Source organism: Streptomyces sp. NPDC042346, assembly GCF_055581845.1.
This window is the reverse complement of record NZ_JBVJEH010000012.1, coordinates 1-13,659: the sequence shown is the minus strand read 5'-3', so window position 1 is coordinate 13,659 and position 13,659 is coordinate 1. Positions and strand designations below refer to the sequence as shown.

Sequence of the window (13,659 nt, the reverse complement as noted above, 5' to 3'; positions counted from 1 at the left end):
CGTGCCCCGACCCTTCACCCTCTTCACCGGCCAATGGGCCGACCTGCCCCTGGAAGAGGTCTGCCGCCTCGCCCGCGACTTCGGCTACGACGGACTCGAACTCGCCTGCTGGGGAGACCACTTCGAAGTCGACAAGGCCCTCGCCGACCCCACGTACGTCAAGGGCAGACGTGAACTCCTCGACGCCTACGGGCTGAAGTGCTGGGCGATCTCCAACCACCTCGTCGGACAGGCCGTCTGCGACCATCCGATCGACGAACGCCACCAGGCGATCGTGCCCGCCCGGATCTGGGGCGACGGCGACGCCGAAGGCGTACGACAGCGGGCCGCACGCGAGCTCGCGGACACCGCCCGGGCCGCCGCGGCCCTCGGCGTCGACACCGTCATCGGCTTCACCGGCTCCTCCATCTGGCACCTCGTGGCGATGTTCCCGCCCGTGCCCGAGCGCATGATCGAGCGCGGCTTCGAGGACTTCGCCGAGCGCTGGAACCCCATCCTCGACGTCTTCGACACCGAAGGCGTGCGCTTCGCCCACGAGGTCCACCCCAGCGAGATCGCCTACGACTACTGGACCACCCAGCGGGCCCTGGAAGCCGTCGACGGACGCCCGGCCTTCGGGCTCAACTTCGACCCGAGCCACTTCGTGTGGCAGGACCTCGACCCCGTCGGCTTCCTGTGGGACTTCCGCGACCGGATCTACCACGTCGACTGCAAGGAGGCCCGCAAACGCCTCGACGGCCGCAACGGACGCCTCGGCTCCCACCTGCCCTGGGGCGACCCGCGACGAGGCTGGGACTTCGTCTCCGCCGGACACGGCGACGTGCCCTGGGAGGACGTCTTCCGGATGCTCCGGTCGATCGGCTACGCGGGGCCCGTCTCCGTGGAATGGGAGGACGCCGGGATGGACCGGCTGACCGGCGCCCCCGAGGCGCTCTCCCACCTCAAGCGATACGACTTCGACCCGCCCGCCGCCTCCTTCGACGCGGCCTTCGGGAGCGGCGACTGAACCCCACGCACGGACACCCCACCTCCCCGCGCCCCGAACGGCACGGCGGATCCCGTACGACCGGCCCCCATCCCGGAGGACACTCGTGCACGGACAACGACGACCCCGCACCAGGACCGCGCCCGCCGGACAACCCCTCCCCGCAAGACCCCGCCCCGCCAAGCCCCTCCTCGCCAGGCCCCTGGTCAGAAAGCCCCTCGCCCTCCTCGCCGGCGGCCTCCTCGCCCTCGCCGGCCTCACCCTCGGCGCCCCCGCCGGCCACGCCGCCGACACCGACACCCCCACCGCACCCCAGGCCGCCGCCGAGGAATTCCAGCAGGTCACCCTCGCCAAGGGCGCCGCAGAAGTCGGCGAACCCATGTCCCTCGCCGTACTCCCCGACCGCAGCGTCCTGCACACCTCCCGCAACGGCGAACTCCGCCGCACCGACGCCGCCGGCAACACCACTGTCATCGGCACCGTCCCCGTCTACTCCCACGACGAGGAAGGCCTCCAAGGCATCGGTGTCGACCCCGACTTCACCCGCAACCACGCCATCTACCTCTACTACGCCCCACCCCTCACCACCCCCACAGGCGACGCCCCCAACGACGGCACCCCCGCCGAGCTCGCGAAGTACGACGGCGTCAACCGCCTCTCCCGCTTCACCCTGAAAGCCGACCTCACCCTCGACAACACCAGCGAGAAGAAGGTCATCGACGTCCCCGCCACCCGCGGCATCTGCTGCCACGTCGGCGGAGACATCGACTTCGACGCCCAGGGCAACCTCTACCTGTCGACCGGCGACGACTCCAACCCCTTCGCCTCCGACGGCTTCACCCCCATCGACGAACGCCCCGGCCGCAACCCCGCGTTCGACGCCCGCCGCACCTCCGGCAACACCAACGACCTCCGCGGCAAGATCCTCCGCATCAAGGTCGCCGACGACGGCACGTACACCGCCCCCACCGGCAACCTCTTCGCCCCGGGCACCGAGAAGACCAGGCCCGAGATCTACGCCATGGGCTTCCGCAACCCCTTCCGCTTCAGCGTCGACAAGGCCACCGGCATCCTCTACGTCGGCGACTACGGCCCCGACGCCGGCGCCGCCGACCCCGCCCGAGGCCCCGCGGGACAGGTCGAGTTCGCCCGCGTCACCCGACCCGGCAATTTCGGCTGGCCCTTCTGCACCGGCAGCAACCAGCCCTACGTCGACTACGACTTCGCCACCGGCACCTCCGGCGCCACCTTCGACTGCGCAGCACCGAAGAACGACTCGCCGCACAACACCGGCCTCGTCGACCTGCCCCCCGCCGAACCCGCCTGGATCCCCTACAACGACGGCTCCGTACCCGAGTTCGGCAGCGGGTCCGAATCACCCATGGGCGGCCCCGTCTACCGCTACGACCCCGCCAACACCTCCCCGGTGAAGTTCCCCGAGGCCTACGACGGTGACTTCTTCGCCGGCGAGTTCGGCCGCCGCTGGATCAAGCGCGTCGACCAGGACACCGACGGCACCGTCCAGTCCATCAACCCCGTCCCCTGGACCGGTACCCAGATCATGGACATGGCCTTCGGGCCCGACGGAGCCCTCTACGTCCTCGACTACGGCACCGCCTGGTTCGGCGGCGACCACAACTCCGGCCTCTACCGCATCGAGAACGCCACCGGAGGCCACTCACCCGTCGCCGAGGCGAGCGCCACCAAGACCTCCGGCACCGCCCCCCTCAAGGTCGCCTTCTCCTCCGCCGGCACCACCGACGCCGACGGCGACCCCCTCACCTACACCTGGGACTTCGGCGACGGCACCACCGCCACCACCGCCAACCCCACCCACACCTACCGCACCAACGGCACGTACACCGCGACCGTCACCGCCCGCGACACCACCGGCCGCACCGGATCCGCCTCCGCCCACATCGTCGTCGGCAACACCGCACCCAGGGTCGACCTCCAACTCCCCACCGAAGGAGCCCTCTTCTCCTTCGGCGACGAGATCCCCTTCAAGGTGACCGTCACCGACCCCGAAGACGCCGCCAACGGCCCCCTCGACTGCGCCAGGATCAAGGTCACCTACGTCCTCGGCCACGACAGCCACGGCCACCCCGTCACCTCCGCCAACGGCTGCACCGGCACCATCAAGACCTCCGCCGACGGCGGCCACGACGACGACGCCAACATCTTCGCCGTCTTCACCGCCGAGTACACCGACGGCGGAGGCGGCGGACAAGCCGCCCTCACCGGCCGCGACCAGGCCAAACTCCAGCCCCGCCACCGCCAGGCCGAACACTTCGACACCCAGCACGGCATCCGCACCTACGACAAGACCCAGGCCAACGGCGGCCGCACCGTCGGCGACATCAACGACGGCGACTGGATCGCCTTCACCCCGTACCACCTCACCGGCGCCACCAAGCTCACCGCCCGCGTCTCCTCCGGCGGCACCGGCGGCCACCTCGAAGTCCGCACCGGCTCACCCACCGGCACCCTCCTCGGCTCCGCCGCCGTCCCCGTCACCGGCAGCTGGGAGACCTTCCAGGACATCGACGTCCCCCTCCGTGCGGCACCCCGCAAGACCACCCAGCTCTACCTCGTCTTCAAGGGCGGCACAGGCGCCCTCTACGACCTCGACGACTTCACGATCTCCAGCACACCCATCGACCGCACCGCCAAACGCGTCCTCGTCTTCTCCAAGACCGCCGGCTTCCGCCACGACTCCATCCCCACCGGCATCACCGCCCTCAAGGAACTCGGCGCCGAACACGGCATCACCGTCGACACCACCGAAGAACCACGCCAGTTCACCACCAACAACCTCGCCCGCTACGACGCCGTCGTCTTCCTCTCCACCACAGGCGACGTCCTCGACACCGACCAACAGACCGCCTTCGAGAACTACATCTCCACCGGCGGCGGCTACATGGGCATCCATGCCGCAGCCGACACCGAATACGACTGGACCTTCTACGGCGGCCTCGTCGGCGCCCACTTCCAGTCCCACCCCCAGATCCAGCCCGCCACCGTCCGCGTCGAGGACCACACCCACCCCGCCACCGCCCACCTCGACGGCCCCTGGCAGCGCACCGACGAGTGGTACAACTACCGCACCAACCCCCGCGGTCAGGCCCGCATCCTCGCCACCCTCGACGAAACCACCTACCAGGGCGGCACCATGAAGGGCGACCACCCCATCGCCTGGTGCCAGACCTACGGCGGCGGCCGCTCCTTCTACACCGGCGGAGGCCACACCAAGGAGTCGTACACCGAACCCGCCTTCCGACAGCACCTGTCGGGCGGACTCCAGTACGCCACCGGCCAGGTCAAGGCCGACTGCCGGCCCCGGACCGGAACCCGCAGCCTCTTCAACGGCGAGACCACCGAAGGCTGGAAGCAGGCCGGACCCGGCGCCTTCGACGTCACCGACGGCGAACTCCGCTCCACCGGCGGCATGGGCCTCCTCTGGTACCAGGCCAAGGAATTCCGGTCGTACTCCCTCACCCTCGACTGGAAACTCACCGGCGACGACAACTCCGGCATCTTCGTCGGCTTCCCCGCCTCCGACGACCCCTGGTCCGCCGTGAACAACGGCTACGAGATCCAGATCGACGCCACCGACACCGCCGACCGCACCACCGGAGCCGTCTACGGCTTCAAGTCGGCCAACCTCACCGCCCGCGACCAGGTCCTCCGCCCGCCCGGCCAGTGGAACACGTACGAAATCCGCGTCCAGGGCGAACGCCTCCAGGTCTTCCTCAACGGCGTCAAGATCAACGACTTCACCAACACCGACCCCGCCCGCTCCCTCACCACCGGCCACATCGGCATCCAGAACCACGGAGCCGCGGACCGGGCCGCCTTCCGCGACATCCAGATCAGGGAGCTCTCCTCCTGACCACCCCCTGACACCCCCGAACGACGGTGGGCGGGGCACCGCCCTACCCCCGCCCACCGTCACCACCCACACCAGGGAGGCCGTCGACATGCCCACCGGACACCGCACGGGAATCTGGCTCATCGGCGCGCGAGGATCCGTCGCCACCACCACCGTGGCCGGCTGCGCCGCCCTCGTCGCAGGACTCCACCCACCCACCGGCATGGCCACCGAGACACCCGACCTCGCCGACGCCGGCCTCCCCCCGCTCGCCGGCCTCGTCTTCGGCGGACACGACACCACCGACTGCCCCCTCCCCAAGCGGGCCGAACAGCTCACCACCGCGGGAGTCCTCCCGTACGGCCTCGCCGGCGCCGTCACCGCCGACCTCGAAGCCGCCGACCGGGAGATCCGCCCCGGCGGCCCCCTCCCCGGCGACACCCGCACCGACGAACAGCTCGTCACCGCCTTCACCGCCGACCTGACGGACTTCCGGGATCGCATTGGCCTGGACCGCGTCGTGGTCGTCAATGTGGCCTCCACGGAGCCGGCGTCGGGGGGCGTCGGGCTCCCACCCAGCACCCTCTACGCCGCCGCAGCACTCCGCGCGGGCTGCCCGTACGTCAACTTCACCCCGTCCACCGGACTCCGCCACCCCGCCCTCGCCGCACCGCTCGCCGCGAGCGGACTGCCCCACGCCGGCCGCGACGGCAAGACCGGACAGACCCTCCTGCGGGCCGTCCTCGCCCCGATGTTCCGCCAGCGGGCCCTGACCGTACGCGCCTGGTCCGGCAGCAACCTCCTCGGCGGCGGCGACGGAGCCGCCCTCGCCGACCCCGCGGCCGCCGCCGCCAAGAACGCCGGCAAGGAACGCGTCCTCACCGACACCCTCGGCGGCGCCGTCGAAGGCCAGGTCCACATCGACGACGTCCCCGCCCTGGGGGAGTGGAAGACCGCCTGGGACCACATCGCCTTCGACGGCTTCCTCGGCACCCGCATGATCCTCCAGACCCTCTGGCAGGGCTGCGACTCCGCCCTCGCCGCCCCCCTCGTCCTGGACCTCGCCCGCCTCACCGCCCGCGCCCACGAAGCGGGCCTCACCGGCCCCCTCGACGACCTCGCCTTCTACTTCAAGGACCCCGAAGGCACCCCTCCGGCATCCCTCGCGGCCCAGTACACCCGCCTCGTCGCCTTCGGCCGGACCCTGGGCGCCGCGCGAAGCACCGCCCCCACCCCCGCCGGAGAAGAGCCGACGCCCGAGGAACACCGATGACCCGGGCCACCGGCAGCCCGGCCGCCTGGGCGGAACTGCTCCGCGTCTCCGCGCTGGCCTCCGTCCCCGGCGACGCCCTCGCCGGGGCCGCCGCCGCCGGGACCCGCCCCGGGCGCGGCACGCTCTGGGCGATCGGCGCGTCCCTCTGCCTGTACGAGGCGGGCATGGCCCTGAACGACTGGGCCGACCGCGACGAGGACGCCGCCGAACGCCCGCACCGCCCCCTGCCCTCCGGCCGCATCACCCCCGCCGCCGCCCTCGCGGCCTCGGCCGCCCTGACGGCCACGGGCCTCGGCCTCGCCTCCCGCGCGGGCCGCCCGGCCCTCGCCGTCGCCACCGCCCTCGCCGCCACCGTCTGGGCCTACGACCTCGGCCTCAAGCACACCCCGGCAGGCCCCGCCACCATGGCGACCGCCCGAGCCCTCGACCTCCTCCTCGGCGCCACGGCCACCACCCACCCACCCGCCGCCCCAGCCACAACACCCACCCCTACCCCGAAGCACCAACCCACCGCCCCAGCCACGGCACCGGTGCCCGCCCCGAAGCGCCCACCCGTCGTACCAGCCACAACACCCGCACGTGCCCCGAAGCGCCCACCCGCCGTCCCGCTCACGGCACTCGGGCCCGCCCCGAGACGACCGACCGCCGGGCCCGCCCCTTCCCGTCACCCCCGCCCGCTCCGCGCCCTCCCCGCCGCCGCCCTCCTCGGAGCCCACACCTACGCCGTCACCGCCGTCTCCCGTCACGAGACACACGGCGGCTCCACCCGCACCCCCCTCGCGGCCCTCGCCGTGACCCTGACGGTGGCCGCCGCCGCATCGAGCCGCCCGAACGCCTCCCTCCCCGCCCCGCCCTCCGCACCCTCACCCTCCGGACCCTCCGACTCTTCCGGGGGCCCCGCCCCCCGCCCCCGCCCCGCCCTCCCCCCTCCCGGCCTCGGACCCCTCCTCACCCCCCTCCTCGCCCTGGCCTATGCCCGCACCCCCGCCACCCACCTCCTGCACGCCGCGCTCAACCCCTCCGCGGAGCTCACCGAGCGGGCCGTCGGCGGTGGGATACGGGCGACGATCCCGCTCCAGGCGGCCCTGGCAGCCCGCGCCGGAGCCCCGGCCACGGCGCTCGGTCTGCTCGGCCTCGTCCCGCTCGCCCGCGCCCTCGCCCGGAAGGTGAGCCCCACATGAGCACCGCCCCCCACCCCGGGCCTCGCCCCACACCCCGCCTCCGGCTCGGCTACGGCACCAACGGCCTCACCGACCTGCGCCTCGACGAGGCCCTCGCCCTCCTCGCCGACCTCGGCTACGACGGGGTCGGTCTGACCCTCGACCACATGCACCTCGACCCGCTCGCGCCCGACCTGGCCGCCCGCACCGCCCGGGTCGGCCGGCGGCTGGCCGCCCTCGGACTCGGAGTCACCGTCGAGACCGGCGCCCGCTACGTCCTCGACCCGCGCCGCAAACACGGACCGTCCCTGCTCGATCCGGACCCCGAGGGCCGCGCCGCGCGCACCCGGCTGCTGCTCCGGGCCGTCAGGGTCGCGGCCGACCTCGGCGCGCACGCCGTGCACTGCTTCAGTGGCACCGTCCCCGCCGACACCTCGCCCGACGAGGCCTGGAAACGGCTCACCACCTCCCTCAGCCCCGTCCTGGAAGCCGCGGCCGCCGCCCGCGTCCCCCTCGCCGTCGAACCCGAACCGGGTCACCTCCTCGCCACCCTCGACGACTTCCACCACCTGCGCGGACTCCTCGGAGCACCCGCACCCGCCGTCCTGGGCCTCACCCTCGACATCGGCCACTGCCAGTGCCTCGAACCCCTCCTTCCCGCCGACTGCGTGCGGGCCGCCGCCCCTTGGGTGCACCACGTCCAGATCGAGGACATGCGGCGCGGCGTCCACGAACACCTGCCGTTCGGCGACGGAGAGATCGACTTCCCGCCCGTTCTCGCCGCTCTCGCCGACCTCACCGCCGCCGGCTACGCCGGGCTCACCGTCGTCGAACTGCCCCGGCACTCCCACGCCGGCCCCGAACTCGCCCGCACCTCCCTCTCGTTCCTGCGGCAGGAGGCCCCGGCATGCTGACCGACACCGCCCGCACCTGGCTCGACGCGGCCCTCGCCGAAGCCGCCGCCCGCACCCCCGCCTGGGAGTCCCGCTTCGTCGCCGCCGGACGCCACTGCGGCCCCGCCCACGCGGACTCCGCCCGCACCCTCCTCCTCCGCGCCGCCTCGCCCGGCCCCGACACCCTCACCCGCCTCTACCACCACGGCGCCGCGGCCGAACGCCGCGCAGTCCTCCTGGCCCTCCCCTCCCTCGTCCCCGGCCCCGAGGCCGTACCCCTCGTCGAGGACGCCCTGCGCACCCACGACACCACCCTCGTCGCCGCCGCCCTCGGCCCCTACGCCGCCACCCACCTCACCCCCCACGCCTGGCGCCACGCCCTCCTGAAATGCCTGTTCACCGGCGTCCCCCTCACCGCCGTCGCCGGCCTCTCCGAGCGCTCCGCCGGAGACACCGAACTCGCCCGGATGCTCGCCGACCACGCCGCCGAACTCACCGCCGCCGGCCGCCCCCTCCCCGCCGACCTGCCCCGCGTCCTCGCCCTCACCGCCACCCCACCCGCCGAGGAGTCCTGATGCGCGTCTTCGACCCCCACATCCACATGACCTCGCGCACCACCGACGACTACCAGGCGATGTACGACGCCGGCGTCCGCGCTCTCGTCGAGCCCTCCTTCTGGCTCGGGCAGCCCCGCACCTCGCCCGCCTCCTTCCTCGACTACTTCGACGCGCTCCTCGGCTGGGAGCCCTTCCGCGCCGCCCAGTACGGCATCGCCCACCACTGCGCCCTCGCCCTCAACCCCAAGGAGGCCAACGACCCCCGCTGCACCCCCGTCCTCGACGCCCTGCCCCGCTACCTCGCCAAGGACGGCGTCGTCGCCGTCGGCGAGATCGGCTACGACTCCCTGACCCCGGCCGAGGACACCGCGCTCGCCGCCCAGCTCCAGCTGGCCGCCGACCACGGCCTGCCCGCCCTCGTCCACACACCGCACCGGGACAAGCTCACCGGCCTGCGCCGGACCGTCGACGTCGTCCGCGAGTCCGCGCTCGCCCCCGACCGCGTGCTCCTCGACCACCTCAACGAGACCACCGTCAAGGAGGCCGCCGACAGCGGTGCCTGGCTCGGCTTCTCCGTCTACCCCGACACGAAGATGGACGTCGACCGCATGGTCGCGATCCTCCGGAGCCACGGGACCGCGCGCGTCCTCGTGAACTCGGCCGCCGACTGGGGCAGGAGCGACCCGCTCACGACCCGGGCGGTCGGCGATGCCATGCTCGCCGCCGGATTCACGGACGACGACGTCGACCGGGTCCTCTGGCGCAACCCCGTCGCCTTCTACGGCCTCAGCGGGCGCCTGCGGCTCGACGTCCCCGCCCCACAGGACCTGCACGAGGGCAACTCCCTCCTCCGCGGCGGGGAATGAGGCACCCCGCATGCGCTTCCGGCACCCCGACGGTTCCACCGTCCACCTCGCGTACTGCACGAACGTCCACCCGGCCGAGACCCTCGACGGTGTCCTCGCCCAGCTCCGCGACCACTGCGAGCCCGTCCGCCGCCGCCTCGGCCGCGACCGCCTCGGCATCGGCCTCTGGCTCGCCCGCGACGCCGCCCACTCCCTGACCACCGACCCGGCCTCGCTCCGCGCCCTGCGCGCCGAACTCGACCGCCGCGGCCTCGAAGTGGTCACCCTGAACGGCTTCCCCTACGAGGGGTTCGGCGCCGACGAGGTCAAGTACCGCGTCTACCAGCCCGACTGGACCCGCCCCGAACGCCTCGCCCACACCACCGACCTGGCCCGTCTGCTCGCCGCGCTCCTCCCCGAGGACGTCACCGAGGGCTCCGTCTCGACCCTGCCTCTCGCCTGGCGCACCCCCTTCGACCCCCGCTCCGCCGCCATCGCCCGCACCGCCCTGACCACGCTCGCCGCACGCCTCGACGCACTGGAGGAGCTCACCGGGAGAAGCATCCGGATCGGCCTCGAACCGGAGCCCGGCTGCACCGTCGAAACGGTCGCCGACGCCGTCACCGCGCTCAGCGGCGTACCGAGTCCCCGCATCGGCGTCTGTCTCGACACCTGCCACCTCGCGACCTCCTTCGAAGACCCGCGCACCGCCCTGGCCGCGCTCGCCACCGCCGGCATCACCGTCCCCAAGGCGCAGCTCTCCGCCGCGCTCCACGCCGAACACCCGCACCTGCCCGAGGTCAGGGCCGCGCTCGGCGCCTTCGCCGAACCCCGTTTCCTCCACCAGACCCGTACGAGGACCGCCGCCGGTCTGCGGGGGACCGACGACCTTCCCGAAGCCCTCGCCGTCCCCGACGGCAGCCACGCCCCCGGCTCCGGTGCGGGCCTTCCCGACGCGACGCCCTGGCGCGCCCACTTCCACGTCCCCCTCCACGCCCCGCCCGCCCCTCCGCTCGGCTCCACGCTTCCCGTCCTCCAGGAGACCCTCGCCCTCCTCGTCGGCGGCCCCCACCCGCTCACCCGCCACCTGGAGGTCGAGACCTACACCTGGCAGGCCCTTCCTCCCGACCGCCGCCCCCGCACCCGGGCCCGGCTCGCGGACGGCATCGCCGCCGAACTGACCCTGGCCCGCGACCTGCTGACCGACCTCGGCCTCAAGGAACTGCCGTGAAGGAAGCGCCATGAGCGAATCCACGAACCCCACACCCCTCCTGGTCCTCGACGTCGTCGGCCTCACCCCGCGACTCCTCCCGCACATGCCCCATCTCGCCGCCCTCGCCCGCGCGGGATCCCAGGCCCCGCTCTCCGCCGTCCTGCCCGCCGTCACCTGCACCGCCCAGACCACCTTCCTCACCGGCACCCTCCCCGCCGAACACGGCATCGTCGGCAACGGCTGGTACTTCCGCGAACTCGGCGACGTCCTGCTCTGGCGCCAGCACAACGGCCTCGTCTCCGGAGACCGGCTCTGGGACGCCGCCCGCCGCGCCCACCCCGGCTACACCGTCGCCAACATCTGCTGGTGGTACGCCATGGGCGCCGACACCGACATCACCGTCACCCCCCGCCCCGTCTACTACGCCGACGGCCGCAAGGAACCCGACTGTTACACCCGACCCCCCGCCCTCCACGACGAACTCACGGAGGAACTGGGCACCTTCCCCCTCTTCCACTTCTGGGGTCCGGGCGCCGACCTCGTCTCCAGCCGGTGGATCATCGACGCCACCCGCCACATCCTCCGCACCCGCCGCCCCGACCTCGCCCTCTGCTACGTCCCGCACCTCGACTACGACCTCCAGCGCTACGGCCCCGACGACCCGCGCTCCTTCCGGGCCGCCGCCGCCCTCGACACGGCCCTCGCCCCGCTCCTCGCCGACGCCCGCGCCGAAGGGCGCACGGTCGTCGCCCTCTCGGAGTACGGCATCACCCGCGTGAACCGGCCCGTCGACATCAACCGGACCCTGCGCCGCGCCGGACTCCTGGAGGTCCACACCCAGGACGGCATGGAGTACCTGGACCCCATGACCTCCCGGGCCTTCGCCGTCGCCGACCACCAGATCGCGCACGTCTACGTCCGCCGCCCCGAGGACCTGCCGGCCGTCCGGGAGGCCCTCACGGAGCTCCCCGGTGTCGAACGCCTCCTCGACGACGAGGGAAAGAAGGAACACGGCCTCGACCACCCGCGCTCCGGCGAGCTCGTCGCCCTCGCCGAGCCCGACAGCTGGTTCACGTACTACTACTGGCTCGACGACGCCCGCGCGCCCGACTTCGCCCGGCTCGTCGAGATCCACCGCAAGCCCGGCTACGACCCCGCCGAACTCTTCATGGACCCGCTCGATCCGTACGTAAGGCTCAAGGCGGCCAGGGAGATCGCCCGCAAGAAGCTCGGCATGCGCTACCGGCTCGCGGTCGTACCCCTCGACCCCTCACCTCTTCGCGGCAGCCATGGCCGCCTCCCCACGAGCGATGACGAAGGTCCGCTCATTCTGTGCTCCACCCCCCGCGCCGTAAGCGGCCGTGTCGCGGCCACCGATGTGAAGTCCCTGCTGCTGCGTCTGGCCGGACTCGCCTGAGGCGCCGACCTGACTCCAGTGAAGCAGTCCCGAACGACACCAGAGGAGTTGTCCACAGATGAATCGCACCCGCCGTACGGAATCCGTCGACCCGGAGCTCTCCCAGCGGCTCAGCCGGCGCGGCATGCTCGGCGTCGCCGCCGGCGCGACCGCCGCAGCCCTGCTGGGCACGGCCGCCACCCCCGCGGCCGCCACCCCTGCCGCCGCTCCGGGCGCCGACCGGGAGAACGACCGAGGGAACGGCCACGGCCGCCCCGTGCTGCCGCCCGGCCGCCTCGGCATCCAGCTCTACTCCCTGCGCGACAAGATCGCCGCCCTCGGATTCGCCCCCGTCTTCGCCGAACTCCAGAGGTACGGCTACGACGAGGTCGAGTACGCCGGCTACACCCAGGGCACCGGCGGCCCCCTCACCCTCGCCGAACTCAAGCGCCTCACCCGCGACCACGGCCTGCGCGGCATCGGCAGCCACGTCGGCTACTACGCGAGCGACCCCGCGGCCTACACCTTCGCCCAGAACCTCGACCGGGTCCTCGACGACGCCGCGGCCCTCGGCCTGCCCCACATCGGCACCGCCTCCGGACCCTGGCGCTACGGCGACACCGTCGACGGCTGGAAGCGCTGCGCCGAGGAGTTCAACCGCTTCGGCGCCGAGGCGCGGAAGCGCGGCATGAAGTTCTACCAGCACAACCACTCGGAGGAGTTCTCCTTCGCGAGCGACCGCCCCGACGTGCGCCTCTACGACGTCCTCCTCGCCGAGACCGACCCCGACCTGGTGCACCTGGAGATGGACATCTTCTGGGCGTACGTCGGCCAGTACCGCTACTCCACCCGCCCGGACGGCACCCCCGCCCCCTTCGACCCTCTCGACTACGTCCTCGCCCAGCCCCACCGCTACCCGCTCTTCCACGTCAAGGACGGCGACCGCGACGACTCCGCCGTCCCCTACGGCTACCGCATGACGGACGTCGGGGACGGGGACATCGACTACCGGCGCTTCATCTCGGCGGTCAACCGCACCCATCACGGCCGGCACGCCCACCACTGGCAGGCCGAGCGCGACAACCCGGTCGACTCGCTCGACTTCGCCCGCAGGTCCAGCGCCCACCTCCACTCCCTGCGCGAGAAGGGCCGCTGACCCCCAGCCTCGGGCCCCTCGACCAGGGGCCCGAGGCCACCCCGACACTCTGTGTCGACCATCGATAACGCACTGCGCGCGTGATCGGGCAATCCGGACTGGATCAAGGGGAATCGGGTCGCTCCACCCCACTGACCACGGAAAACGCTGGTGAAGGGCACCTCAAACCCCTGGTAGAGTTATCTCTGTCGCCGCGAGGGAAACCACGAAGCGACAGACACCTTGTCCGGGTGGCGGAATGGCAGACGCGCTAGCTTGAGGTGCTAGTGCCCTTTATCGGGCGTGGGGGTTCAAGTCCCCCCTCGGACAC

General features: G+C 72.7%; 10 protein-coding genes and 1 tRNA gene. All 11 read left to right on the top strand.

Going from position 1 to position 13,659, the window contains the following annotated elements; all coding sequences use genetic code 11:
* The first annotated feature begins 1 nt into the window (after nucleotide 1).
* Complete coding sequence (locus ACZ6K0_RS35480) at nucleotides 2–1,006, top strand: sugar phosphate isomerase/epimerase family protein (RefSeq protein WP_469235355.1); 1,005 nt, start codon at nucleotides 2–4, stop codon at nucleotides 1,004–1,006.
* A gap of 181 nt (nucleotides 1,007–1,187) precedes the next feature.
* Complete coding sequence (locus ACZ6K0_RS35475) at nucleotides 1,188–4,877, top strand: ThuA domain-containing protein (RefSeq protein ID WP_469235475.1); 3,690 nt, start codon at nucleotides 1,188–1,190, stop codon at nucleotides 4,875–4,877.
* Nucleotides 4,878–4,965: 88 nt separating this feature from the next.
* The gene (locus tag ACZ6K0_RS35470; protein WP_376407648.1) at nucleotides 4,966–6,129 is read left to right on the top strand and encodes an inositol-3-phosphate synthase; all 1,164 of its coding nucleotides are present in this window, start codon (nucleotides 4,966–4,968) and stop codon (nucleotides 6,127–6,129) included.
* Nucleotides 6,126–7,310 carry an SCO3242 family prenyltransferase gene (locus ACZ6K0_RS35465; protein ID WP_469235354.1) on the top strand — a complete coding sequence of 395 codons (1,185 nt, stop codon included), beginning with the start codon at nucleotides 6,126–6,128 and terminating at the stop codon, nucleotides 7,308–7,310. The genes ACZ6K0_RS35470 and ACZ6K0_RS35465 overlap by 4 nt, the downstream gene beginning before the upstream one ends.
* Nucleotides 7,307–8,203 carry a sugar phosphate isomerase/epimerase family protein gene (locus ACZ6K0_RS35460; RefSeq protein WP_469235352.1) on the top strand — a complete coding sequence of 299 codons (897 nt, stop codon included), beginning with the start codon at nucleotides 7,307–7,309 and terminating at the stop codon, nucleotides 8,201–8,203. The genes ACZ6K0_RS35465 and ACZ6K0_RS35460 overlap by 4 nt, the downstream gene beginning before the upstream one ends.
* Complete coding sequence (locus ACZ6K0_RS35455) at nucleotides 8,197–8,757, top strand: EboA domain-containing protein (RefSeq protein ID WP_469235350.1); 561 nt, start codon at nucleotides 8,197–8,199, stop codon at nucleotides 8,755–8,757. The genes ACZ6K0_RS35460 and ACZ6K0_RS35455 overlap by 7 nt, the downstream gene beginning before the upstream one ends.
* The gene (locus ACZ6K0_RS35450) at nucleotides 8,757–9,605 is read left to right on the top strand and encodes a TatD family hydrolase (RefSeq protein ID WP_376407640.1); all 849 of its coding nucleotides are present in this window, start codon (nucleotides 8,757–8,759) and stop codon (nucleotides 9,603–9,605) included. Before ACZ6K0_RS35455 ends, ACZ6K0_RS35450 begins: the two co-directional genes overlap by 1 nt.
* A 10-nt stretch (nucleotides 9,606–9,615) precedes the next feature.
* A complete protein-coding gene (eboE, locus tag ACZ6K0_RS35445; protein ID WP_469235348.1) occupies nucleotides 9,616–10,815 on the top strand; it encodes a metabolite traffic protein EboE in 1,200 nt (399 codons plus the stop codon).
* 10 nt (nucleotides 10,816–10,825) lie between these two features.
* Nucleotides 10,826–12,214 carry a nucleotide pyrophosphatase/phosphodiesterase family protein gene (locus ACZ6K0_RS35440; RefSeq protein ID WP_469235346.1) on the top strand — a complete coding sequence of 463 codons (1,389 nt, stop codon included), beginning with the start codon at nucleotides 10,826–10,828 and terminating at the stop codon, nucleotides 12,212–12,214.
* Between the two features lie 58 nt (nucleotides 12,215–12,272).
* Nucleotides 12,273–13,349 (top strand): sugar phosphate isomerase/epimerase family protein, encoded by a 1,077-nt coding sequence (locus ACZ6K0_RS35435; protein ID WP_376407634.1) that lies wholly within the window; start codon nucleotides 12,273–12,275, stop codon nucleotides 13,347–13,349.
* Between the two features lie 224 nt (nucleotides 13,350–13,573).
* Nucleotides 13,574–13,658 (top strand) — tRNA-Leu (locus ACZ6K0_RS35430).
* Nucleotide 13,659 lies beyond the last annotated feature (1 nt).

What these genes read in the sequence shown, in the direction of transcription:
- ACZ6K0_RS35470 (WP_376407648.1), top strand. Translation starts at nt 4,966, where the DNA reads ATGCCCACCGGACACCGCACGGGAATCTGGCTCATCGGCGCGCGAGGA.
- ACZ6K0_RS35465 (WP_469235354.1), top strand. Translation starts at nt 6,126, where the DNA reads ATGACCCGGGCCACCGGCAGCCCGGCCGCCTGGGCGGAACTGCTCCGC.
- ACZ6K0_RS35460 (WP_469235352.1), top strand. Translation starts at nt 7,307, where the DNA reads ATGAGCACCGCCCCCCACCCCGGGCCTCGCCCCACACCCCGCCTCCGG.
- ACZ6K0_RS35455 (WP_469235350.1), top strand. Translation starts at nt 8,197, where the DNA reads ATGCTGACCGACACCGCCCGCACCTGGCTCGACGCGGCCCTCGCCGAA.
- ACZ6K0_RS35450 (WP_376407640.1), top strand. Translation starts at nt 8,757, where the DNA reads ATGCGCGTCTTCGACCCCCACATCCACATGACCTCGCGCACCACCGAC.
- eboE (WP_469235348.1), top strand. Translation starts at nt 9,616, where the DNA reads ATGCGCTTCCGGCACCCCGACGGTTCCACCGTCCACCTCGCGTACTGC.
- ACZ6K0_RS35440 (WP_469235346.1), top strand. Translation starts at nt 10,826, where the DNA reads ATGAGCGAATCCACGAACCCCACACCCCTCCTGGTCCTCGACGTCGTC.
- ACZ6K0_RS35435 (WP_376407634.1), top strand. Translation starts at nt 12,273, where the DNA reads ATGAATCGCACCCGCCGTACGGAATCCGTCGACCCGGAGCTCTCCCAG.